This window comes from Cytophagales bacterium (assembly GCA_033344775.1).
In the GTDB taxonomy this organism is placed as follows: domain Bacteria; phylum Bacteroidota; class Bacteroidia; order Cytophagales; family Cyclobacteriaceae; genus JAWPMT01.
In genome coordinates, this window is record JAWPMT010000007.1 from 397025 (window position 1) to 418580 (window position 21556).

Annotated in this window: 22 protein-coding genes; 9 read left to right on the plus strand and 13 right to left on the minus strand. The window is 44.0% G+C overall.

Annotated elements, in window-relative coordinates; translation table 11 throughout:
* The first annotated feature begins 163 nt into the window (after positions 1-163).
* Both R8G66_33725 and R8G66_33730 read left to right on the plus strand, forming a co-directional pair.
* Positions 164-2176, plus strand: a complete 2013-nt coding sequence (locus R8G66_33725) for an alpha amylase C-terminal domain-containing protein (GenBank protein ID MDW3197386.1) — start codon at positions 164-166, stop codon at positions 2174-2176.
* A 3-nt stretch (positions 2177-2179) separates the two neighbouring features.
* On the plus strand, positions 2180-5089 hold the full coding sequence (locus tag R8G66_33730) for an FAD-linked oxidase C-terminal domain-containing protein (protein MDW3197387.1): 2910 nt from the start codon (positions 2180-2182) through the stop codon (positions 5087-5089).
* 15 nt (positions 5090-5104) lie between these two features.
* Here R8G66_33730 and R8G66_33735 read toward each other — a convergent pair whose 3' ends face one another.
* Complete coding sequence (locus R8G66_33735; GenBank protein ID MDW3197388.1) at positions 5105-5746, minus strand: DUF4412 domain-containing protein; 642 nt, start codon at positions 5744-5746, stop codon at positions 5105-5107.
* Between the two features lie 240 nt (positions 5747-5986).
* Between R8G66_33735 and R8G66_33740 the strand changes: the two genes are divergently transcribed.
* The 3 genes from R8G66_33740 (at position 5987) to atpC (ending at position 8830) form a co-directional block, all read left to right on the plus strand.
* Positions 5987-6934, plus strand: a complete 948-nt coding sequence (locus tag R8G66_33740; protein ID MDW3197389.1) for a patatin-like phospholipase family protein — start codon at positions 5987-5989, stop codon at positions 6932-6934.
* 124 nt (positions 6935-7058) lie between these two features.
* Positions 7059-8567: a F0F1 ATP synthase subunit beta gene (gene atpD / locus R8G66_33745; GenBank protein ID MDW3197390.1), complete on the plus strand. Its 1509-nt coding sequence runs from the start codon at positions 7059-7061 to the stop codon at positions 8565-8567.
* 2 nt (positions 8568-8569) lie between these two features.
* The gene (atpC, locus tag R8G66_33750) at positions 8570-8830 is read left to right on the plus strand and encodes an ATP synthase F1 subunit epsilon (GenBank protein MDW3197391.1); all 261 of its coding nucleotides are present in this window, start codon (positions 8570-8572) and stop codon (positions 8828-8830) included.
* 358 nt (positions 8831-9188) lie between these two features.
* Here the strand turns inward: atpC and R8G66_33755 are convergent, their stop codons facing one another.
* The 4 genes from R8G66_33755 to R8G66_33770 are packed head-to-tail and all read right to left on the minus strand — an operon-like array spanning position 9189 to position 11726.
* Positions 9189-9782 carry an aminotransferase class IV gene (locus R8G66_33755; protein ID MDW3197392.1) on the minus strand — a complete coding sequence of 198 codons (594 nt, stop codon included), beginning with the start codon at positions 9780-9782 and terminating at the stop codon, positions 9189-9191.
* Positions 9766-10737, minus strand: a complete 972-nt coding sequence (locus R8G66_33760) for an aminodeoxychorismate synthase component I (GenBank protein ID MDW3197393.1) — start codon at positions 10735-10737, stop codon at positions 9766-9768. Before R8G66_33760 ends, R8G66_33755 begins: the two co-directional genes overlap by 17 nt.
* Positions 10718-11032, minus strand: coding sequence for a DUF6787 family protein (locus R8G66_33765; GenBank protein MDW3197394.1), 315 nt, complete (start codon positions 11030-11032; stop codon positions 10718-10720). The genes R8G66_33760 and R8G66_33765 overlap by 20 nt, the downstream gene beginning before the upstream one ends.
* Entirely contained in the window at positions 11016-11726 is a 711-nt protein-coding gene (locus tag R8G66_33770) for an RluA family pseudouridine synthase (protein ID MDW3197395.1), read from the minus strand. The genes R8G66_33765 and R8G66_33770 overlap by 17 nt, the downstream gene beginning before the upstream one ends.
* 75 nt (positions 11727-11801) lie before the next feature.
* On the opposite strand from R8G66_33770, the gene R8G66_33775 reads away from it, so the two are divergent.
* Entirely contained in the window at positions 11802-13283 is a 1482-nt protein-coding gene (locus R8G66_33775; protein MDW3197396.1) for an FAD-dependent oxidoreductase, read from the plus strand.
* A gap of 125 nt (positions 13284-13408) precedes the next feature.
* On the opposite strand, the gene R8G66_33780 is transcribed toward R8G66_33775, so the two are convergent.
* From R8G66_33780 to R8G66_33815, 8 genes are all read right to left on the minus strand, one after another.
* Positions 13409-13975: a hypothetical protein gene (locus tag R8G66_33780; GenBank protein MDW3197397.1), complete on the minus strand. Its 567-nt coding sequence runs from the start codon at positions 13973-13975 to the stop codon at positions 13409-13411.
* Between the two features lie 125 nt (positions 13976-14100).
* Positions 14101-15636, minus strand: coding sequence for a polyamine aminopropyltransferase (locus tag R8G66_33785; protein MDW3197398.1), 1536 nt, complete (start codon positions 15634-15636; stop codon positions 14101-14103).
* A 21-nt stretch (positions 15637-15657) separates the two neighbouring features.
* On the minus strand, positions 15658-16527 hold the full coding sequence (locus R8G66_33790; protein ID MDW3197399.1) for a DUF350 domain-containing protein: 870 nt from the start codon (positions 16525-16527) through the stop codon (positions 15658-15660).
* 40 nt (positions 16528-16567) lie between these two features.
* A complete protein-coding gene (locus R8G66_33795; GenBank protein MDW3197400.1) occupies positions 16568-17329 on the minus strand; it encodes a hypothetical protein in 762 nt (253 codons plus the stop codon).
* A 5-nt stretch (positions 17330-17334) separates the two neighbouring features.
* Positions 17335-17877 carry a DUF4178 domain-containing protein gene (locus R8G66_33800; protein ID MDW3197401.1) on the minus strand — a complete coding sequence of 181 codons (543 nt, stop codon included), beginning with the start codon at positions 17875-17877 and terminating at the stop codon, positions 17335-17337.
* 11 nt (positions 17878-17888) lie between these two features.
* Positions 17889-18032, minus strand: coding sequence for a hypothetical protein (locus R8G66_33805; protein MDW3197402.1), 144 nt, complete (start codon positions 18030-18032; stop codon positions 17889-17891).
* 126 nt (positions 18033-18158) lie between these two features.
* Positions 18159-18857, minus strand: coding sequence for a PspA/IM30 family protein (locus R8G66_33810; protein MDW3197403.1), 699 nt, complete (start codon positions 18855-18857; stop codon positions 18159-18161).
* 14 nt (positions 18858-18871) lie between these two features.
* A complete protein-coding gene (locus tag R8G66_33815; protein ID MDW3197404.1) occupies positions 18872-19267 on the minus strand; it encodes a YbjN domain-containing protein in 396 nt (131 codons plus the stop codon).
* 146 nt (positions 19268-19413) lie between these two features.
* Here R8G66_33815 and R8G66_33820 point away from each other — a divergent pair, with 146 nt between their 5' ends.
* The 3 genes from R8G66_33820 to R8G66_33830 are packed head-to-tail and all read left to right on the plus strand — an operon-like array spanning position 19414 to position 21500.
* Positions 19414-20205, plus strand: coding sequence for a helix-turn-helix transcriptional regulator (locus R8G66_33820; protein MDW3197405.1), 792 nt, complete (start codon positions 19414-19416; stop codon positions 20203-20205).
* Position 20206: 1 nt separating this feature from the next.
* The gene (locus tag R8G66_33825) at positions 20207-20977 is read left to right on the plus strand and encodes a GNAT family N-acetyltransferase (protein ID MDW3197406.1); all 771 of its coding nucleotides are present in this window, start codon (positions 20207-20209) and stop codon (positions 20975-20977) included.
* The gene (locus R8G66_33830) at positions 20964-21500 is read left to right on the plus strand and encodes a tetratricopeptide repeat protein (protein MDW3197407.1); all 537 of its coding nucleotides are present in this window, start codon (positions 20964-20966) and stop codon (positions 21498-21500) included. Before R8G66_33825 ends, R8G66_33830 begins: the two co-directional genes overlap by 14 nt.
* The last annotated feature ends 56 nt before the right edge of the window (positions 21501-21556 follow it).

Genomic DNA, 21556 nt, shown 5'->3' on the forward strand with positions numbered 1-21556 from the left:
ATTCTACCTATTTCACACCTCAGCGCTAATTTGTTAAGAATTTCATATTTAAATGTTGTGATTTTTGAAATTATAATAGCCATTGGGTCAATTTGGTAAGAAATTTTTGTCAGCCTTTAGGCATTCCCATAAATTGCATCAAGGAAGTCAATGAAAGACGGCTATGAAAGAAAAAGAATTGCCTATTCTCGTAAAAAATGATCCATGGCTAGAACCTCATGCAGATGAGATCAATGCGAGGATTAAGCGGCAATCGGATCGGCTTGAAGTAATCAATGAAAAATATGGTTCACTTAAGCAGTTTGCTGGCGCTTACCAACAGTTTGGTTTGCATTACGATAAGAAGGCCAAAGGTTGGAATTATCGAGAGTGGGCCCCCAATGCGAAAGCGCTTTTCCTGGCTGGAGCTTTCAATGACTGGGATCGGAACCAATACCCGCTGGAAAAAAATGCTGATGGCACATGGGAAATTTTTATTCCTGAGAAAGAGATCAATCTTTCGCATGGCAGCCAATACAAGGTGCACATCGTATCTGATAAGGGTGGTCATGACCGTATTCCTGCTTATGCGGACTATGTGGTGCAGGACGAAAAAACCTATGACTTCAGTGCCGAAGTTTGGGCTCCTGAAAAAGGGTTTAAGTGGACTGATCTGAAATTCGACCCATCGACAGCAAATGCCGCCCCATATATATATGAGTGCCATGTAGGCATGTCCACCGAAAAAGATGGAGTGACGACCTATCGGGAATTTGCAGAGCAAGTACTTCCACGGATCAAAGATCAGGGGTACAACGCTATCCAGATGATGGCCATTCAAGAGCATCCCTATTATGGGTCATTTGGTTATCATGTCAGCAGTTTTTTTGCGGCCTCCAGTCGTTTTGGGACGCCCGATGATTTGAAATTCTTGATCAATAAGGCCCATAAATTGGGTATTGCTGTGATCATGGATATCGTGCATTCTCATGCGGTGAAAAATTTAGCGGAAGGCCTGAATGAATTTGATGGTTCCGATGATCAGTATTTCCATCCCGGCGGACGAGGAACACATGACCAATGGGATTCGAAACTGTTCAACTATGGTAAAGAAGAAGTGCTGCAATTTCTGTTGGCTAATGTGCGCTTTTGGATTGAAGAATACCATTTTGATGGCTTCCGGTATGATGGAGTGACTTCTATGTTGTATTTCCATCACGGCAACATCTCTTTTGATCATTACGGCAAGTATTTCGACGAGGTAGATTGGGATGTACTGACTTACCTGCAACTGGCCAATTTGCTGATCAAAGAATTAAAGCCTGGAGCTATTTCCATCGCGGAAGACATGAGCGGTATGCCCGGACTTTGTCGTCCTGTAGAGGAAGGTGGTCTAGGGTTTGATTTTAGACTTGCCATGGGCATTCCCGATTATTGGATCAAAGTGCTGAAGCATAAGAGTGACGAAGAGTGGAACATTCATGAGGTTTGGGAGACCCTTACCAATCGCCGATACGGAGAACGGACCATTGCCTATGCCGAATCTCATGATCAGGCGCTTGTAGGAGACAAGTCACTGGCCTTCTGGTTGATGGATAAAGAAATGTATGACAATATGCATGTTGCTCACAGCAGCCATATCATCGATCGCGGGATCGCCCTGCATAAAATGATCCGTCTGATTACCATGAGTTTGGGTGGTGAAGGCTGGTTGAATTTCATTGGAAACGAGTTTGGTCATCCGGAGTGGGTTGATTTTCCAAGAGAAGGCAATAACTGGAGCTACCATTATGCAAGACGTCAGTGGAATCTTGCGGATAATGAAGAGCTGAGATATAAATTCCTGAATAATTATGGGGCAGCCATGGTGCATTTTGCTGATGAAAATGGTTTGGTAGATGCATCTCCCGCGCAGCAGATCAACATGGATCAGGACAATCATACCCTGATCTTTGAAAGAAATAACCTCATTTTTATCTTCAATTTCAGTCCAAACAATTCAGTCCCTGATTACAGGTTCAAAGTACCGGAAGAAGGAGATTATCAGGTGATCCTCAACTCGGATCGTTCAGAATTCGGAGGGTTCAACCGCATCGACGATGGTATGACGTATCCGGCAGTGTCCTTATTCGGTGAATATTTTTTGAGTGTTTATTTACCTAATCGGGTGGCATTGGTATTGAAGCGTGTGGATTGATCAATGATGGAGAAGACGACTGTTATCCCTGCATTGGAAGGTGAATTTTTAACAAGCAGTGCCTACCGGAAAATATATGCAACGGATGCGTCTGCTTACCGAGAAGTCCCTGAGGCAGTCGCGATCCCCAAAACCAGGCAAGACCTTATCGATCTGGTGCATTATGCCAATGCAAATGGCAAATCCCTGATACCCCGGACAGCTGGTACTTCACTGGCAGGACAGGTAGTGGGAGATGGGATAGTCGTCGATGTTTCCAAGCATTTCAATCAAATCCTGGAAGTAAACAAGGAGGAACAATGGGCCTGGGTGCAGCCTGGGATTGTTCGTGATGACCTGAATCGTGCATTGAAGCAATACGGATTGTTTTTTGCTCCGGAGACTTCCACAGCCAATCGGGCCATGATCGGAGGTATGATTGGCAACAATTCTTGTGGGTCCAATTCGGTCGTTTATGGCAGTACAAGAGAGCACTTACTAGAAGTAGAAGCCATCCTTGCAGATGGTAACGAAACCTGGTTCGGGCCGGTAGATCAGGATGCATTTTTGGCGCGTTGCAATGGGTTGGGCACTTCTGGTGATTTGCACACAGAGATTTATCTCAATACCCGAGAATTACTTTCCGATAAGGACAATCAGGATTCGATTATTAAGGAATATCCGAAGCATGATATTCCGAGAAGAAATACTGGCTATGCGCTAGACATGCTCCTGCGACATCAGCCCTTTGCCGACGAAGGTGACCCTTTTAATTTCTGTTCTTTAATCGCAGGATCGGAAGGAACATTGGCCCTGGTGACTAAAGCCAAGATCAGGTTGACACCTTTGCCTCCACCAAACAAGAAGTTGGTAGTCGTGCATTGCCATTCTATTGATGAGTCGCTGAAGGCCAATCTCGTGGCATTAAATCATAACCCATCTGCTTGCGAGTTGATGGATCACTACATTTTAGAGGCAACCGAACGAAACTTGTTGCAAAAGCAAAATCGCTTCTTCCTCGAAGGTGATCCGAAAGCCATTTTGGTAGTGGAGTTAGCAAGAGATAGTGAAGAGGTATTAGAAAAAGATATTGAGGCACTGATTTCGGAGTTGAAATCGGAAAGTTTGGGATATTCATATCCCATCATTGCACAGAAAGATGTATCCAAAGTCTGGAACTTGAGAAAAGCTGGGTTAGGCTTATTGTCTAATATTCCCGGTGACGCCAAGCCCGCTCCGGTAATCGAAGATACTGCCGTAGACGTCAAAGACTTGCCGGCCTACATCGCAGAATTCAATGCCATTTTGGCCAAACACGGATTGTACTCTGTGCACTATGCTCATGCGGGATCGGGTGAGCTGCATTTAAGACCGATCTTGAATTTGAAGACTTCTGAAGGAATTGGACTTTTTCGTCTCATTGCCGAAGAGATTGCGGATTTGGTCAAGAAGTATGACGGTTCACTTTCTGGTGAACATGGCGATGGCCGACTAAGAGGCGAATTCATTCCTAAAATGTTGGGCGAGCATAATTACGAACTGCTCAAACAAGTAAAGAAAACCTGGGACCCAAAAGGCATCTTTAATCCCGGAAAGATTGTCGATACGCCGCCGATGGACACCTCGTTGCGGTTTGAAAAAGATCAGGACACGCCTGAGATTGAGACAATGCTCGATTTCTCGGATAATGAAGGTTTTTTGAGGTCTGCAGAATTGTGCAATGGTTCCGGAGATTGTCGGAAATCCGAGCTAGCTGGCGGTACGATGTGCCCCAGTTACATGGGCACTAGAAACGAGCGAGAAACCACGCGTGCCCGGGCGAATATTTTGCGAGAGACCATCACACGAGATGGAGTGGCTTCGGCTTTCAATTCCGAGGATGTCAAGGAAGTCTTAGACCTGTGCTTGTCCTGTAAAGGCTGCAAATCCGAATGCCCTTCCAATGTGGACATGGGTAAGTTGAAAGCGGAATGGCAACATCAGCATTATCAGAAAAACGGAATTCCTTTCCGAACCCGGATGATTTCAGAGTTTTCCAGCTTGATGAAGCTAGCCAGTCTCGCTCCCTGGGCCTATAGTAACCCGATTACAAGTAACCTGTCGACGCGCATAACGGGTTTTGCTTCAAAAAGAAGCATGCCGGAGCTGGCAAAGGAGACTGTTAAGAAGTGGTACAAGAAGAAATTCGATCAGGCAGACAAGACCAAAAAAGTCTATTTCTTCTGCGATGAATTTACGAACTACAATGACGCAGGGATCGGTAAAACCGCTATTAAACTGCTTGATCGACTGGGATATGAAGTCCTATTGATCGATCACGAAGAGAGCGGGAGAACTTACCTATCTAAAGGTTTGCTGACCAAGGCAAAAGCTATCGCCCGAAAGAATGTGTCGCTATTTTCAGGACTGGTTAATCAGGTTACTCCATTGATCGGATTAGAGCCTTCAGCTATTCTTTCTTTTCGAGATGAGTACATTTCGTTGTTGCGAGATGAAGAGCAAGAAAAAGCAAAAGCACTTGCTGAAAATGTTTTAACGATCGAAGAATTTCTGGCTCGAGAACTGGATCATAAACGATTGACCAAAGATCAATTTCAGCAACAAGACCAGTTGATCAAGTTGCATGGGCATTGCCATCAGAAAGCCATTTCCTCGATGACGCCCAGTAAGAAGGTGCTGAGCTTGATACCTGGAACCAAAGTCGAGATGATCCCCTCGGGGTGTTGTGGGATGGCCGGCTCATTTGGTTATGAAAAAGAACATTTTGATCTTTCGATGAAGATCGGGGAGTTAGTCCTGTTCCCAACCATTAGGAAACAACCGGAAGAAGTCGTAATTGCCGCTGCAGGAACCAGCTGCCGCCATCAGATCAAAGATGGTACCAGCAGAATTGCCAAACACCCTGTAGAGATCTTGTTTGAGGCGTTGGCTTAATCCGATGCTACGGCTTCACCCCCCACCAAAGGGATTGCCTTCTACTTTTTGGTAGCCATCGGGAATTTCAAACAGATTGTCGCTGATATCCTTTGATTTCACTTCTGTTGCTGTGAGTAGCATCTTCATACCTTGATTGTTCACAGTAAACTCAAGTGGTAGGCCACTTACATTAGCCACTTTTTCCAGCATTTCGTTGAATGGTCCTGATTGAATAGCGTCGGTGTAATAAATTTCAACAGGGTAGCCGTCTGCACTTTTGCCAGTTATCCTTTTACAGGAATAGCCTGCTATTTTTTTCGTGTCACCGGAATGAACTTTGACATCAGTCATGTCCATGCCTTTCTCAAAATCATCCATCTTGGATTGGGTATGCATTTTTTGACCCATCATGTCCATGAGAACATCAGAGGTTTTAGCTTCACCATCTAATATGGTAACCAATGATCCTCCCATCATTTCCATCTCCATTCGTGTTTTGTTTCCTTTCAGGACATAAACCATGGTTTCAGGTAACATACTCTGTATTTGTTGTGCCTCTTTGGGGGGATTTACCAGGTTGATTTTGAAGGTGACTACTCCTTCAAAATCCTGTGCGGATAAAGAAATGAATACACCTGAAAAGAGAATAAAAAAGAAGAATTTTGATTTCATCATGGCAGTGATAATTTGAACCGCAATATACCAGTTTCGTGTAATCGCTTTAAACTGTTGTAAGAAAACAGCAATCAATACTGTTTATTGTTTGATGCAACTTGCATTTCCCCATGTCGGTTAATGATTGACTGGACTTTTGAATGAAACCTTCCATCTTTTGGGATTATGATCTTCACAATAAATATCTTAACTACAACGATTTCCTCACGTAACTAATAACTGAGAAATACAGGCCTTAAAATGCAAATTGCTGATCAAGACAATAAGAAAACCGTAGCGCTGGTACTTTCCAGCGGAGGAGCGAGAGGGCTCGCTCATATTGCAGTGATAGAAGAACTAGAAGCGCGCGGATATGAAATCACCTCCATTGCCGGTTCAAGCATGGGAGCATTAGTTGGTGCATTTTACGCTTGTGGCCAATTGGATGTCTATAAGCAATGGGCGTTGAAGTTGGACCCCTGGAGTGTGTTGAAGTTAATGGACTTCACAATAAGTCCTTACGGATTTGTGAGGGGAAGAAAGGTGTTTAAGACCCTGGAAACGATTATTCCTGATGTGGATATTCAAGACATGCGCATTCCTTTTGTCGCATTAGCCACGGATATGCACAAGGGTAAAGAAGTGGTTTTTAAAAAAGGAAGCATGTATCGTGCCATTAAGGCTTCGGCATCGGTACCCACGGTGATTACTCCATCCCAAAGAAAAGGCCGAATCCTGGTAGATGGAGGAGTGATGACGCCTATTCCAGTAGAATTCGTAAAGCGCAGGAAGAAAGACCTGTTGGTGATTTGCGACGTAAACGGACCTCAACCCTATAAGAAACCGAAAGGTCAAACACCTCCGTCCAAAGCTTATCTGGATCAGCTGCAATTGGTTAAGGCTACATGGGATAAGTTTTTTCCGGCTAATGAACAGCACGGCTACAAGAAAATGGGATATCTTGATATCATGGCCAAAACCATGGATCTGATGCAGGATAAGCTGACCCAATTATTAGTCACTCAATATCAGCCAGATTTGTTTGTACAGGTTTCACGGGATGTAGGCGGCATTTTTGATTTTCATAAAGCCTCGGAGATCATTGCAGCAGGTCGTCAGGAGTTCATTAAAAAGTATGAACAAAAGTCGCTACATCCGAAAAAGAAAAAGCGAGAAAAGGTGACGGCAAGCTTGTCAGAATCAAATTGATCACAACTTGATTAATATTCAAGGCAATCATGAGTTAGAATAGTAAGCCTCGGACTCCCAATTAATCAAAATTGTATGTAATTTCGCACTCGATTTTAGGTATATACATTATCCACAGAGAAAAATGGCAAATACGGGCAAAATTACCCAGGTCATCGGGCCAGTAGTTGACGTAAGTTTCGACGCTGAAGGCTCCACCCTACCAAATATTCTTGATGCAGTTCACGTAAACAAAGCTGACGGAACAAAGATTGTTCTGGAAGTTCAGCAGCACTTAGGTGAAGATCGCGTTCGTACCATTGCAATGGAAGCTACTGACGGCTTGACGAGAGGAATGGAAGTTGTAGATATGGGTTCACCGATCAAAATGCCTATCGGAGATGATATCAAAGGACGTCTTTTCAACGTAGTAGGAGAGGCCATCGATGGTATCGAGCAACCCTCTACTACAGAGGGGCTGCCTATCCACCGTGGAGCACCTAAGTTCGAAGAGCTTTCTACGGCAACGGAAGTGTTATTTACCGGTATCAAAGTGATCGACCTCATCGAGCCTTACGCAAAAGGTGGTAAGATTGGATTGTTTGGTGGTGCGGGTGTAGGAAAAACCGTATTGATCCAGGAGTTGATCAACAACATCGCAAAAGCATATTCAGGTCTGTCTGTATTTGCTGGTGTGGGTGAAAGAACAAGAGAAGGAAATGACTTGCTTCGTGAGATGATCGAAGCCGGCATTGTAAACTACGGCGAGGGTTTCAAAGAATCCATGGAAGAAGGTGGATGGGACCTGTCGAAAGTTGATAAAAAAGATTTATTGGAATCAAAAGCGACCTTCGTTTTCGGTCAGATGAACGAGCCTCCTGGTGCACGTGCACGGGTAGCTTTGTCTGGATTGACAGTTGCGGAGTACTTCCGTGATGGAGATGGATCAGGTCAGGGTAGAGATATCCTTTTCTTCGTTGATAACATCTTCCGATTTACACAAGCTGGATCTGAGGTATCGGCCCTTCTTGGACGTATGCCTTCAGCAGTGGGGTACCAGCCTACATTGGCCACAGAGATGGGACTGATGCAGGAGCGAATTACTTCTACAAAGAGAGGATCGATCACATCTGTACAGGCGGTATACGTGCCTGCGGATGACTTAACTGACCCTGCTCCGGCGACTACTTTCTCCCACCTTGATGCAACTACCGTACTTAGCCGTAAGATTGCAGAGTTGGGTATTTACCCTGCGGTGGATCCTTTGGACAGTACTTCACGAATCCTGAATGTTGAGACATTGGGTGACGAGCACTACAGCTGTGCTCAGAACGTAAAAGAGTTGTTGCAACGCTACAAAGAACTGCAGGACATAATTGCGATCCTGGGTATGGATGAGCTTTCTGACGAGGATAAGCAAGTTGTACACCGCGCTCGTCGAGTACAGCGATTCTTGTCACAGCCTTTCCACGTAGCGGAGCAGTTCACAGGATTGCAAGGTGTGCTGGTAGACATCAAGGATACCATTAGAGGTTTCAACGAGATCATGGACGGTAAGCATGATAACTTGCCAGAAGCCGCATTCAACCTGGTAGGAACCATCGAGCAGGCGATTGAGAAAGGTGAGAAAATGTTGGCTGAAGCTGAAGCTTAATCATGTACATCGAGATCATTACACCGGATGAAAAGTTTTTCGAGGGGGAAGTAGAGAGTGCTACTTTCCCTGGAATTGACGGATCATTTCAGGTATTGAATAATCACGCACCGCTTATTTCTACTTTGGGAAAAGGCGATATCCGATTTATCCGACTGGTAGAAAAGAAGCCGGAAGAAACCCACGTTTTGGTGGAAGGCGGAATTGTTGAAGTACTCAACAACCGAGTTTCTGTGCTCGCTGAAAAAATCTTTAGCGAGTAAATTCCCCATTTGCGTCTAGCAGGAGACATTTAAGTGGCTTGTCCCCTTATTGTCACCCTAAAAAAATAATGCCAGATCGGGCAGTCACGTTAGTTTTGTAATTGTGATCGAACCAGGATCACATACCGTGATCGTCCAATGAGGGTCAGTGTCATTTGGCGGTGATTTTTGCTGACTCTTGATCCGGTAGAATGCCTTGTTTGTTTGGCGGCTTTCAGGGCTTTAATGGTACTTAGTGGTTTCAATCAGTGAGTGGAGGCTACCTTTATTTTATAGAGGTAGCTTTTTTTATTTTGTGCCGGAGGTAGTTTCTTGGCTCCAGCCGAGAAACAATTATTCCTGAGGCTCTCAGCCTCGATCAGTAAATTACATTTCCAATTGGAATCAAGACCTCTCCCAAATCAATCATCGCATTAAAAAGAGAAAGCCGCTCAAATTGAGCTAAATCTTCAGTTCGAATGGCTGTAGGAATAATTTGCCCTTCTTCCAATAATTTCGCCCTTCTTACACCTGGCAATAGTGGCTCTTCGGGAGTGTGCCACACGTTGTTTTTAAGTAAGGCAATATTCGCATAACAGGTATCTGTCAGCAGTCCATTTTTTACAATAAGGATATCGTCCGCTGAATTTCTTTGCTCAAATAATTGCCCTAACTCCACTCGATCTGCATACTTATAGCCATAATCAATGGTGTCAGAAGTAACCAATTGGAGGGAATTGATTTTCTTTCTGACGTAAGGATGTATTTCAATCTGATGCTGACGCTCGCCATACAAGACCCGAACCTTCCTAATGGAGGAACCAGGTATTTCTGATGGGATAATGTCTTCCAACACTAAGGGTGAAACATGGCCATAAACTTCCTTAAAAACACGATTGACACGCTTTTGATGATATTCCAGGAGCGGAAATCCCTCCCCATCTAAACAAATGCTTTCAAGAAACTGGAACATAGATCTTATCACGTATTTCCTGATATTCTTTTTCAGCGACACTTTGTGCGGTAATGCCTGCTCCACTTTTATAGACGAGTCCGTTAGAAGTTTGCTCAATGAATCGTATCATGACTCCAGAGGTAAGTTTTTTCCCATCATAGATGCCACAGACGCCAGTGTAAAAATTGCGATCATGTGTCTCGGTTTCATGGATCATCGCGACTGTTTTTGGCTTTGGGGCACCTGAGATCGACCCGGCAGGTAGTAGCTCGAAGAGTATGGATCCAATTTGATCTTGCCAATTAGTGTCTAATTGTCCCCTTACCTCAGAACTCACTTGTAATAAGTCTTTTTGTCGAGACTTGATCTGATCGATGTATCGAAACCGAGGAACATGCACTTGATCAGCGATGCGACTCAGGTCATTGCGAATAAGGTCCACAATGGTCACGTGTTCGGCAATCTCTTTTGGGTCATTCAATAAGCGGCTTGCGGCATCAGGTAAAGAGGCGTCAATGGTGCCCTTCATGGGGAAAGAGGCAATCTGTCCTGATTCATCTATGGATACAAAGCGTTCCGGAGAGAAACAAACAAAGTGGTCCTGATAATAGATTTTGAAAAGTGCTTTGGTACTATGAAAAATGTCTAGCTGGGTGCCAGAAGATTTGACAGGTGAACTGAAGGTAAGGTTAGTCAGGAACGAATTACCAATATTGATTTCCTGTTGTATGGCGTCGAAGGCTTCTCGGAATGCTTGAAATGATAGGTGTTTCGGAAAGATTTCAATGGTCGTAGGAGTTGAAGGATTGTAATTGCGGTAGCCTTCAATATCGAAATATACGGCACTATCCTTTAATGGGAGCTTTGCAACATAGGCTTCTGTTGCTTCAAAATTGGTAAAAAATATGAAGGGTGTACGAGCCTGGCCAAGCTCGTTCATGTACGCAATGGCTTCATTGCGCTGGCGAATCATTCTTCTTACGTCTGAAGCGATTGATCATTTTCTTTTCATAAGCCCAGAAGAAATCAAACTGGCCAAACAGAAACCCGTAAGTCAGCAGGATCACGTTGTAAAATGGGAAGATCAAGACCCAGTATACGATTTTGAACCATTCGTTGGTCGTGCCATTATCAGTCACGTAGTTGGTAACGAGGGGTTTTATCAGAAGGACTGTGAATCCAGTGCAGGCGAATACGATCAGTATAATGATGACCTGTTTGATACTGGTCAGTCCCCATTTTTCCTGAAGCTTATTGATCCAACTCATCAATCTTATTTTCAAATGCAGACCAGTTTTGGCCTTTCGGGGCGCAAGTTAATTGTAAAGGTTCTTTTCTCACGGGGTGAACGAAGCTTAATTGAAAAGCATGCAAGGAAATGCTCTTATCCGGATTAGGCGTGCCTTTTCCGTATCGAAGATCCCCGACTATCGGACATCTCATACTGGCCAACTGAACCCGTATTTGATGTGGCCTGCCAGTTTTAGGTTTAACGTGTAATAAGGAATGACCCTTTTCTACGAGTAGGATTTCATAGGAAAGTTCAGCTCTTTTGGCTCCATTCCTTTCCCTGTTGTAGGCCTTAACGAGGTTTTTGCTCCCATCTTTGACCAGCCAATGTATGAGTTTGCCTTCAGTTTCGATGGGCACCCCCTGAACGACGGCCAGATAAGACTTTACAACCTTGTCTTCCCGAAACAAGCGATTCAACCGCTCAGAAGCTTTTGACGTTCTGGCGAATGTGACAATTCCGCTCACAGGCCTGTCCAATCGATGAACCGGATGGAGGTAAACTTCACCGGGCTTGTCGTATTTCTCTTTGATGTATTTTCTGCCCCAGTCTGTCAAGGTAGCATCGCCGGTCTTATCACCTTGTACCAGCCATCCTGAAGGTTTGTGAATCACCAGTAAGTGGTTGTCTTCAAAAATGACTTGTGGTTCGGAGGTGCTTTTGGACTTCATGAATAGCGCAAAAGTATGGATTTCCTCCCATGGGAATGTCTATTCTGATACTTGTCGAGCTATCTTTATCCATCGATGAAGAGAAGGCAATTTGTTCGGAATACACTCCTGGGAAGTACACTTCCTTTTTGGTTGCAGGGTTGTAAGTGGGAATCCAAAGTCAACTTTCCAATTACGGTCCATTCCGATCATTTGACCGGGCATTTGATGTTCGAAAGCCAGCAATGGCCTAGAAAACAAGCGGCCTCGGTTCCTTTGATCATTGCTGGGGGTGGTGTGGCTGGATTAGCCGCGGCATGGAAACACCGTGAAAAAGATTTTCGATTATTTGAATTGTCGGATCGGTTTGGAGGCACAGCTTCCAGTCAATCCTTTCACGGCATTGATATTTGTCAGGGAGCTCATTATGACCTGGATTATCCGGATTATTATGGAGAGGAGGTACTGCAACTTTTAGAGCAAATTGGTGCGATCGAATATCAATCCTGGAAAAAGTCCTGGTCTTTTACTGATCGTCAGCATTTGATTCCTGCGACAAGAAGGCAGCAGTGTTATCAAAATGGAAGAATCCGGGCTGATGTTATTCCAGAAGGGCCACAAAAAGTAAAATTTTTAGCAGCGATTACTCCGTTTCTGGGTGAGATGAAATTGCCTACCCGTCATATCAGTAGGGACCTGACTTATCTTGATCAACAGAATTTTGTGAATTTTCTGTCTCAAAGCATGGAAGTTGATGCCGAATTCAAACGTTACCTCGATTACCATATGATGGATGATTATGGAGGAACGGCCGATCAGGTTTCTGCACTTGCGGGCATTCACTATTTCATGTGTCGGCCTTATTATCGAGAGCCTGTTTCACTCTTTTCACCACCGATGGGGAATGACTATTTTGTTCGGAAGATGATGGCTCAGATGGATGAGGATAAGCTTCATAAAAAACATCTTGTGTCCAGGGTTGAGAAGAAGGGACCAGGTTTTGTGGTGGAAGTGTTGGACATTGAACAAAAATCTGTACAGGTTTATGAGGCGGAGCAGGTGATTTATGCAGGGCAAAAACATGCGTTGAAATATGTTTTCCCAGAGGAGTACGATTTGTTTGCTGATAACATTTATGCTCCCTGGATGGTCATCAATTTCATCACCGATCAACAACCGGAACAATTTGGATTCTGGCAAAATGAATATTTGGGAGAAGACCCTTCCTTTCTTGGGTTTATTGATTCCAGTGTGCAGGATCGTGGGAGTCTCAATGGAAACCGAGTGTTAACTGCCTACTATTGCCTGAAACCTGAAGACCGTAAGGTACTTAAAACCATCCCTGAAAATAAGGATAGAATTGTATCGGAGACCCTGGAGAAAATAGAGTCGTTTCTCGCTACAAAATTGCCGATCAAGCAAGTGTTCATCAAGGTCATGGGGCATGCCATGCCGATACCTGAAACTGGCTATCTGTTTCAGGAAAGAAGTGCAGCAACGAGCTTGTCCTATGCTGGAGTCGATACGGGTCGACTGCCCCTGTTATTTGACGCGCTCGATTCGGGATTGCAGGTTTAAGTTAGGAGCCGTCATTCCGGTCTTCATAGTACACGCATCTTCTATGAAAGGTATTTCATGTTGAAGTACCGGATACTCAACATTTGTATATGCGTTACCACGGCCGAGAGAAACCGCAGCTAAAATTACGAATTAGATCTCCGCTTCAGCTCTTCAATCTGATTCAGTGCAGTCTGCAATTCACGCTTCAACTTTATTTGAGCTTCACGTGCTTTGTTTTTAGTGTTTTCCAATTCAGTACTGATGGTTTCGTAATCTTCTCTGGCTTGCTTTGCTGTGGAAGATCCGGATTTTCCTGTCCACCAAATGATCACACAAAGTATCAACAGGATCACAATGATGCCCCAAACCACCAGATGATAAGTCGACTTTTGAATGTCCGCACCAAGGAAAGAGATGGTAGTGGTATTACTCTGTGCTTTTTCCAGTTCCGCGCTGATTCCATCCATTTTGGATTGCAATTGCTCCGTCTCCAGTTTTCTTTCTGTGACTTCCGTAAGCAATCGAACAGATGCTTCTTGTTGGAATCGAAGACTGTCCTGCACTTCCTTCCAAAAGTCGTCCATTCGAGTGGTGGTGATCACCTTAAATTGCTCATAGGTCTCACTCGTTGTTTTGAGTGCATTGAATTTTTCATCAAGTGTAACAGGTGCAACAGGCTCCTGATCTTGAGCGATTGACAGATTTGGCATGAAAAAAGTTACCAAAGCCAACAAGCATAATGTAGAGAAACGACGCATAAGAATGGTTTCTTGAATTTCAACCGCGAAGTAATCGAACATTATTTAATTCTACAATAGAAAGAAGAGAATGCGTCTTAATACAAATCCCAGTTGCCAGCTAAATAGTAACGATAGAGTACGGGATCGTGGATGCGATTGGGCTTCACTTTATTGTATTGTTTTTTGAAGACCTGCTTCCCAAATGAGGAGATCAAAGTGAATGCTTCTTGATTGAGCCACTGAGTGGAGACGCGTAACTCTTGTTTTCGTAGCTGTTCTCCCAGATTTGTTGTTGCTTCTTTACTGCCAATCACCCATCCCCATTCTCCAAGTGTGGGGACTTGATTATGTAGAGGGAGCGTAGTAAATCCCGCTTTGGACATGGTCAATTGGATACATTCGAAAGCTTGTTGGGCATAATAGGGGCTTCCTGCCTGTGTGATCATCAGTCCACCCAGACGAAGCGCTTGCTTGCATAGCCAGTAGAATTCCTGACTGTAGAGTCTGCCCAAATCGACTGTTCTGGGGTCTGGAAAATCTGCAATGATAACGTCATATTGACCTTTGACGCTTTCCAGATAAGTAAATCCATCTTGGTTAATTACCTCTACCATTGGATGATTCAGGGCATTTTCATTAATGTCCAATAGGATAGGGTGATTTTGGGCCAATTTGGTGACACGGGGATCCAGGTCTACGAGGACAATTTTTTCAAGGTCAGGATATTTGAGTAGTTCTCTTACCGCAACGCCATCTCCGCCACCAAGCACAAGAACGCTTTTTGGAGCTTCATGTAAATGCATGATCGGATGAACCAACGGTTCATGATAGAGTGCTTCGTCAGCAGTGCTTAGTTGCTGGTGTCCATTCAGGAAAAACCAGTAATCATCTCCGGAATACGTCAATACAATTTTTTGATACTTGCTCTGTTCGCTGTAAACGACCCGATCATTGTATCGAACCCGGTCTCCCCAATTTACCACGGCCTTGGAAAGGAAAGCCGAAGCGCAAATGATGATGATCACACCCGAGATATAGCCCAGCATGCGTTTACGCTTATTTTTGGGGAGCTCTTTCCAAATAACAATGATCACAGTGATGGCCACGGAAAAATTGACCGCTCCCAATATAACGGGGGTATAGGTCAGGCCTAAATGTGGTAAACCAATAAAAGCAAAGAATACACCGCCCGCCAAACTGCCATAGTAATCATTTTCCATGGCCGAAGAGATATTGACCCGGAGGCTTTGGAACTGTTCGTTCAGTCGAATGACCAGCGGGATTTCCATGCCGATCAGTAAACCCACACTGATGCTTAAAATGTAAATGATTGCGGTAGGATCACTGTAGATAGCGAAAAAAGTGTAGACAATGATCGTCACATTAGAAGCGATCACCGACAGCCCGAATTCAATCCAGACAAACTTTTCAATGAGATTCGTTTCAATTCGTTTACTCAATCGACTGCCCAGGCCCATGGAAAAGAGCATGGTCGACACGATCATTGTGAATTGAAAAACAGAATCCCCTAGAAAATAGGTGGCAAGGGTCGATAAGGTGTATTCCGAAACAATACCTGCCAGTCCGGTGGCAAATAGGGCCGCCTTCAGGAGGGTAGACGTATACTTCATGTGGTTGGTGTTACCTCCCTATCAATAGGAAGTAAGTGACCAGGCAATGAGCATGGATCCGCCCACATAAGCAAATGCTTCAATGATGGCTGCGCCTACATTGGGATGTTCCTGATTGACAATTTCGTCCGTTAGTTTTTGGCCAGGTAAAAGTATTTTATCAGTCAATGTTCTGGCAATGGGTAAAAACAAAAGGCCAATGGTCGTGTCAACCGCTACATCGCTGAGCGTAGAAGTCCAGCTTTCGAAATCGTGCATCAGCGCAAAGCGAATGAGATTTGCAATGGCGATCACTGCACCTGCGTAACCAACCCCTACCGCAACATTATTCTTCTCAATGTGTTCGTGAATGTCGTAAGGAGTGATCAGGTTGTAAACCAAAGAGGTGATAAACAGAATGCCTTGTCCGAGTAGCCAGTAAAGCACAGCAGTAACAATAGGACCACCATCTCCATGTCCTTCTCCGTGAATAGCTCCCAGAACAATCAAACCAGTGGCAATGGCATTGGCTCCTTCAATGATTCCGGTACCCAGGTTTTTATCCTCCAGGATCTCCTTCTTCATGTTGAACTTGGAGAAGATCAGCTTATCATTGATGATCAATGTGATGTTTAGCAGGATGATGGACAATGCTCCGTAGATCCCTATGTCGATCAGATCATTGATCAGCCCCTGAGATTCGCCTACTACAGCACTTCCTATGGCAAGAAGCAACCCAATGTAATATCCTACATAAGCAAAAGAGAAGGCGAGGTTGTCATTTTCAACCAGTTCCCAGCTGACCTTCACTTTTGGATGGAACAACTGATAAGTGACTTTACCAACGAGGAAAAGAACGAAACTGGCCAATATGTAAATGACTGTGGTCAGTACGCCATCTAAGATTCCCATAAGTATATTTTAGATTAGGAGTGTAGAATAAAAATACAGATTATTTACCAAAACCGCCGCCGCGTGACCTTGAACTACTACTTGAGCTACGATTACTCGAAGTACGCCCCGTTCTGCTAGCTACCCGGTTTTTAAAGCTGGAATTATTTCGGCTCCAACTAGAAGAAGGATTACTGTTTCGGTTATAAGAACTATTTGTTCCGTAATACCTTCCACCAGAACCACCACCTTCGTCGCGTGGGCCGTAATATCTGCGACCGCTGCCATAATAGTTGCCGCGCCAATCGTTGTAGTAGGATCTTCTTGCCGGGTAAGTCATCATATTGAACATGCTGCTCATGAATGCATATTGTCCGTAGAATGCCCAGAAACTTGATCCGCCACTGTTGTTCCAGTAGCCGTACCGCGGATTCCCGACATAGTTGTTATATCCGGGAGGAGCTACGTTCTTGGTCAACTTCCCAGTACTATCTCGCGCAGCGATTTCCATCCCCATGTCATTCACATAAGTCTTGAATTCTTTTTCGCTGACCTCTTTCCAGTCGGTTTCTATTTCGCTGATATTGTTGGGGTCAGAACCACGAACGATCTTATACTTATGGAAATACGACTCGAAAAAGTTGCCTTTCACATCCATGTCATAAAGGATGATCGAATACACTTCATTGTCGGGGAGGTCCCTGATGATGTCATCGAGCGGGCTTTTTTTGTAACTGCTTCCGCCGCCGCATCCCAAAAGAAAGAATGCCAGTAAGGCGAAGCTAAAAAACCGAAATAGTCTGGAAATGGTAAAGGTGTACATGGTGCTTAGCTGCTGCCGGGTATAATGTTGGAAATTTGATAGGACTCTATGGAAATCCCTTCGGAGGCTTCAAAGGTCTCTTCATCCCACTGGGAGATCGAAACAATTTTGTCCTCTTCTTCTGTGAGGTATTCAAACGAAATTAATTCTTCCCAGTCTTCCGTTTTTTTGCCACATTCCCGGAAATGCCCGGCTGTGTCGGAATTCAGGAAATATTGCTCACCATTGTAGTGGATCTGTCTGGGGGCTTTTTCGGTCCGGGCGATTTCATCAGCCACATCTTCATCGATCTTTCGGATCTTCATCGGCCGGAAAATACCCAGTTTCAGCATGCCCTCATCTTCTACACTGAGGAAGGCAACATCATCTCCACTGTCAATTTTGTATTCGTACGAAAAATTATTGGTGTTCCATTGGTATTCGTACTTCTCCTTGACGACCCAGCTTTTAAGGTCGTACTCAAAAATGAAACCAACATCCAAATCTGAGATTTGTAAATTGGTTACATCGTAATCAGGTTCTTTCTTCTTTTTAAAAAAGTTAAACATTCGGCGAGTCGTTATTTTTCGGTAACCTTTTGATAAAGATACATGATCCCAAGGACCAACAAAGCGATGATGCCTACCTTAAACAAAAATGTAAAAAAAATACTGAAGAGAAATACCACCAGCACCAGTATCAATGCTGACTTGATTAAGTCCATGACCAACATGTTTTGTGAATTAAAATTTTGAGAAGGAAAGTATTCCGAAGAAGAGCTTTTGACCTTAAAATCCGCTAGTTCTTAATGATGGGATTTTGAACTCCTTCGGAATACGCTATGTCGTTGTTACATGCCCAGCTTGGCCTTCATGGCCGCCAGGTCATCGGAAGCTTTCGTGTTCGTGCCATCCAGTGCACTATCGATCTCATCATCCAAAGATTTAGACTCTCCGGCGATATCGCCATAGGCTTCAGCCAACGCTTCTTGTTGGGCAACTTTATCTTTCATGCGCTCAAGCATGCTTACGGTGCTTGAAGAGTCGATCTGCGCCATTTGCTTATTAACTTTAGCAGTGGCTTCACTCACCTTCACGCGCGCTTTCAACGTGCGCAATTCATTTTCATATTTGCTGATCTCCGCTCTAAGCTTCTTCACCTTGCCATCCAGCTGAGACACGTTATTCTCAAAACGATCTTGCTCGTTTTTAGATTGTGTCAGTGCCGCAGTGAATTCTTCTTTTCTGCTCAAAGCCTCAGTAGCTAAACGATCAGCATCAGAAGCTTCCATTTCACCTGATTGTGCTTTTTTCAAGAGCAACATGGCCTTATTCTCATAGTCTTTGGCTTTAGACATGTTGGTTTGCACGTCATTCTTGGCACGAATGGCCATGGCTTTTACCTCGGCCAATGCCTTAAGGCTGGCATCCAGATCTTTTTTCAGATCTCGAATACCTTGTTCTGTTAGCTTAATAGGGTTCTCTAATTTATCGAGGGCAGAATGAGCCTCTGCTTCCCCCATTTTAAACATTCTTTTGAAAACGTTCATTTTGTTTCTATTTATTAGTTCTTACTAAATGCAATTAATTCGTCTGTGTATTCACTCAACAATAGTGCGAGTGAGTTTAGTGTGGCCTCTATTTCATTCAGATCAAGATTTTCACACTCGTGGGTATTGCGGAAAAGCACGCGTTTCCCGGTCTCATCCAGTGCAAATGCGCCGTGGATGATGTCTCTGTTTTTCATCAATAACTTCTTGAAGATCTCTCCCGAGTCGGCAGAAAGGTCGAAGAGATACTGCTCTACGATAACGATCGGTTCAGATACGATGAGGACAACATTTTTCATGCCTTCTTCCTCATTTTCGACTACAAATACGCCATCCTCTTCATCTTCCTGAACGATGGTGAAGTCGAGTTCTAGTAGGTAGTCCTTTACTTTTTGAAAGTACGAGTTCATAGTTTGAGATTGAGATTAGTCATTGTTCCGAAAATACAAATTTTGTTCCTTGTTGTCATCTTTCTGCGTCATTGTCATCAGGGCAATTCGTGTTTCCGGGATTAAATTTAATTACTTTTACGGAGTATTTGGTCAAAAGTTATAGCATGGCTCAAAAAAATAGCAAAAATCTTTCTTTCATTGGAGAAAACATCAAAAAGATCAGAATGGCAAAGAATATTAGTCAAGCTGAGTTTGCAGGCCTATTTAATTTGGCAAGACCAAGTGTGGGTGCTTATGAAGAAGGAAGGTCAGAGCCAAAAATTGACACAATCATACAAATTGCTCATCATTTTAGAGTATCCATTGATGTGTTACTCACCCGAGAGTTGACTGTAAATGATATTTATTCCTTTGGATTGGTCAATGAAAAGCTCAACAAGGCACACAAATTAACCGAAACAACCAAAGAACCATTGGCGGAAGCCATCGCCTTTGTAGAGGTCAAAGAATACATTAATTATTTGGTACAGTACCAAAATGGTGATTTTGTCAGCAACCTTCGCAGGATTGCAATTCCCAAAGGGAATGTGAGAACCATGCGCGCCTTTGAAATGAATGGTAGCGAAATGGAATATCATCAGCAAGGGTTACACCACGGGGATATTTTGATTGGTAAAAAAGTCGAAGTATCAGACCTTGATCATTTACATGGCGCATTGGTAACGCTTGTTACCGTAGATGGGATCATTAATAAGCGCATAGAAAGTGCCAACGACAAGCAACTGAAATTAATTACCGATGATCCGAATTATGATGCGATGGTCGTTGATTTGGGACAAATTTTAGAAGCCTGGAAAGTGGAAGCGGTTTACTCCACCTATCTGAATCCCCCTACCATACTAGAAGAACGTGTGATGAAGCTTGAGAAGATCGTTGAAGAGCTGACCAAGGAGTAACATGGGAGTGCCCCGTATCAGTATTCGCAAGTGTTCTTATCAAGAGATCCAGTCACTTCGAAAACTGTATTTACAGGAGCAGAATTGTCAGATTCGCTATGATTCGTGTCACTGGCGTGGCTGGGCTGACCATTATGCCTTGAGCCAGGAAGAAAAACTCATCGGCTACGGAGCAGTGAAAGGACTGGAAGAACTAAGTGATCGTGATACGATTTTTGAAGTGTATATCCTTCCACCTTTTCGGGGACTTTCTTCGAATTGTCTTTCAGTATTACTTGATTCATCCGGAGCTCGCTATATGGAAGCGCAAACCAACGACCTGCAGACGACACAGTTACTTTGTCAAGATTGTGAGCATATCCGTAGTGATGTCATCTTATTTGAAGATGCCATGCAAACCGATTTTCCGGATCAGGGAACGACATTTCGCAAACGCAGACCTACGGACCTGGTGTTTGGAAAACAAAGTGACAAAGATGAATATGTCCTGTTACTCAATGATCAGGTAGTCGCTGCGGGAGGGTTTTTATTGCATTACAATGAACCATTTGCCGATCTTTATATGGAGGTTGATCCCGAGCATCGGAGAAAAGGTTATGCAGCGTTGATCTTGCAGGAGATTAAGAAAGCCTGTTACCTTGCTGGCAGGATTCCCGCGGCAAGGTGTAACATCTCTAACCCCGGGTCGAAAGCAAGCTTATTAAAGGCGGGGTTCAAAATCGTGGGTTGTATGGTAACAGGTGAAATCAAATCAAATCATGGTGTCAATTGAAGAGCAAGTAGGCAAACTATTGGAACAAGTAAGGTTTTTTCGGCGATCCAATGAATATACGGAAGCATGGATGCGTCTACGCGAGGCTTATGACCTCTGCCCGTCGGACAGTGATGATTTATTAGGGCGCTTACACGCCATGGAAGGACAGTTGTACAGAGATGATGGGCAGCTACAAAAAGCGACCATTCTTTATCAAAAAGCATTAACGCACTTTCAATCGGAGAAAAGGTCCCTTAAACAAGCGCATACCCTTCGCCACTTGGCAGAAATGGAAGACGAACTTGGACACGTCGATATTGCCCAAAACTATCTCGAGCAATGCCAATCCATCTATGCTGGCCTGCCACAAACTTCACCCATGGATCTGGCCAATTTCTACCGGGTCTATGCGCTTTTCCTCGAAAAGAATCAAGCAACAGAACCCAAGGCCCATGCATTATGGGTACAAGCGCGTGACATCTACTCAGAATATGGCATTGAAGAAGGCGTGAAGGAGTGCGACGATCATTTGAATAGCTGATTTTTCCTGGGTCAAATACGCCAAACCGTTTTGCGTTTGTTATTAAATCCGTTACT

Bases quoted from the DNA above. Each gene is read 5' to 3' on its own strand.
- R8G66_33725 (MDW3197386.1), top strand. From the start codon at position 164: ATGAAAGAAAAAGAATTGCCTATTCTCGTAAAAAATGATCCATGGCTA.
- R8G66_33730 (MDW3197387.1), top strand. From the start codon at position 2,180: ATGATGGAGAAGACGACTGTTATCCCTGCATTGGAAGGTGAATTTTTA.
- R8G66_33735 (MDW3197388.1), bottom strand. From the start codon at position 5,746: ATGATGAAATCAAAATTCTTCTTTTTTATTCTCTTTTCAGGTGTATTC.
- R8G66_33740 (MDW3197389.1), top strand. From the start codon at position 5,987: ATGCAAATTGCTGATCAAGACAATAAGAAAACCGTAGCGCTGGTACTT.
- atpD (MDW3197390.1), top strand. From the start codon at position 7,059: ATGGCAAATACGGGCAAAATTACCCAGGTCATCGGGCCAGTAGTTGAC.
- atpC (MDW3197391.1), top strand. From the start codon at position 8,570: ATGTACATCGAGATCATTACACCGGATGAAAAGTTTTTCGAGGGGGAA.
- R8G66_33755 (MDW3197392.1), bottom strand. From the start codon at position 9,782: ATGTTCCAGTTTCTTGAAAGCATTTGTTTAGATGGGGAGGGATTTCCG.
- R8G66_33760 (MDW3197393.1), bottom strand. From the start codon at position 10,737: ATGATTCGCCAGCGCAATGAAGCCATTGCGTACATGAACGAGCTTGGC.
- R8G66_33765 (MDW3197394.1), bottom strand. From the start codon at position 11,032: ATGAGTTGGATCAATAAGCTTCAGGAAAAATGGGGACTGACCAGTATC.
- R8G66_33770 (MDW3197395.1), bottom strand. From the start codon at position 11,726: ATGAAGTCCAAAAGCACCTCCGAACCACAAGTCATTTTTGAAGACAAC.
- R8G66_33775 (MDW3197396.1), top strand. From the start codon at position 11,802: ATGAAGAGAAGGCAATTTGTTCGGAATACACTCCTGGGAAGTACACTT.
- R8G66_33780 (MDW3197397.1), bottom strand. From the start codon at position 13,975: ATGCCAAATCTGTCAATCGCTCAAGATCAGGAGCCTGTTGCACCTGTT.
- R8G66_33785 (MDW3197398.1), bottom strand. From the start codon at position 15,636: ATGAAGTATACGTCTACCCTCCTGAAGGCGGCCCTATTTGCCACCGGA.
- R8G66_33790 (MDW3197399.1), bottom strand. From the start codon at position 16,527: ATGGGAATCTTAGATGGCGTACTGACCACAGTCATTTACATATTGGCC.
- R8G66_33795 (MDW3197400.1), bottom strand. From the start codon at position 17,329: ATGTACACCTTTACCATTTCCAGACTATTTCGGTTTTTTAGCTTCGCC.
- R8G66_33800 (MDW3197401.1), bottom strand. From the start codon at position 17,877: ATGTTTAACTTTTTTAAAAAGAAGAAAGAACCTGATTACGATGTAACC.
- R8G66_33805 (MDW3197402.1), bottom strand. From the start codon at position 18,032: ATGGACTTAATCAAGTCAGCATTGATACTGGTGCTGGTGGTATTTCTC.
- R8G66_33810 (MDW3197403.1), bottom strand. From the start codon at position 18,857: ATGAACGTTTTCAAAAGAATGTTTAAAATGGGGGAAGCAGAGGCTCAT.
- R8G66_33815 (MDW3197404.1), bottom strand. From the start codon at position 19,267: ATGAACTCGTACTTTCAAAAAGTAAAGGACTACCTACTAGAACTCGAC.
- R8G66_33820 (MDW3197405.1), top strand. From the start codon at position 19,414: ATGGCTCAAAAAAATAGCAAAAATCTTTCTTTCATTGGAGAAAACATC.
- R8G66_33825 (MDW3197406.1), top strand. From the start codon at position 20,207: ATGGGAGTGCCCCGTATCAGTATTCGCAAGTGTTCTTATCAAGAGATC.
- R8G66_33830 (MDW3197407.1), top strand. From the start codon at position 20,964: ATGGTGTCAATTGAAGAGCAAGTAGGCAAACTATTGGAACAAGTAAGG.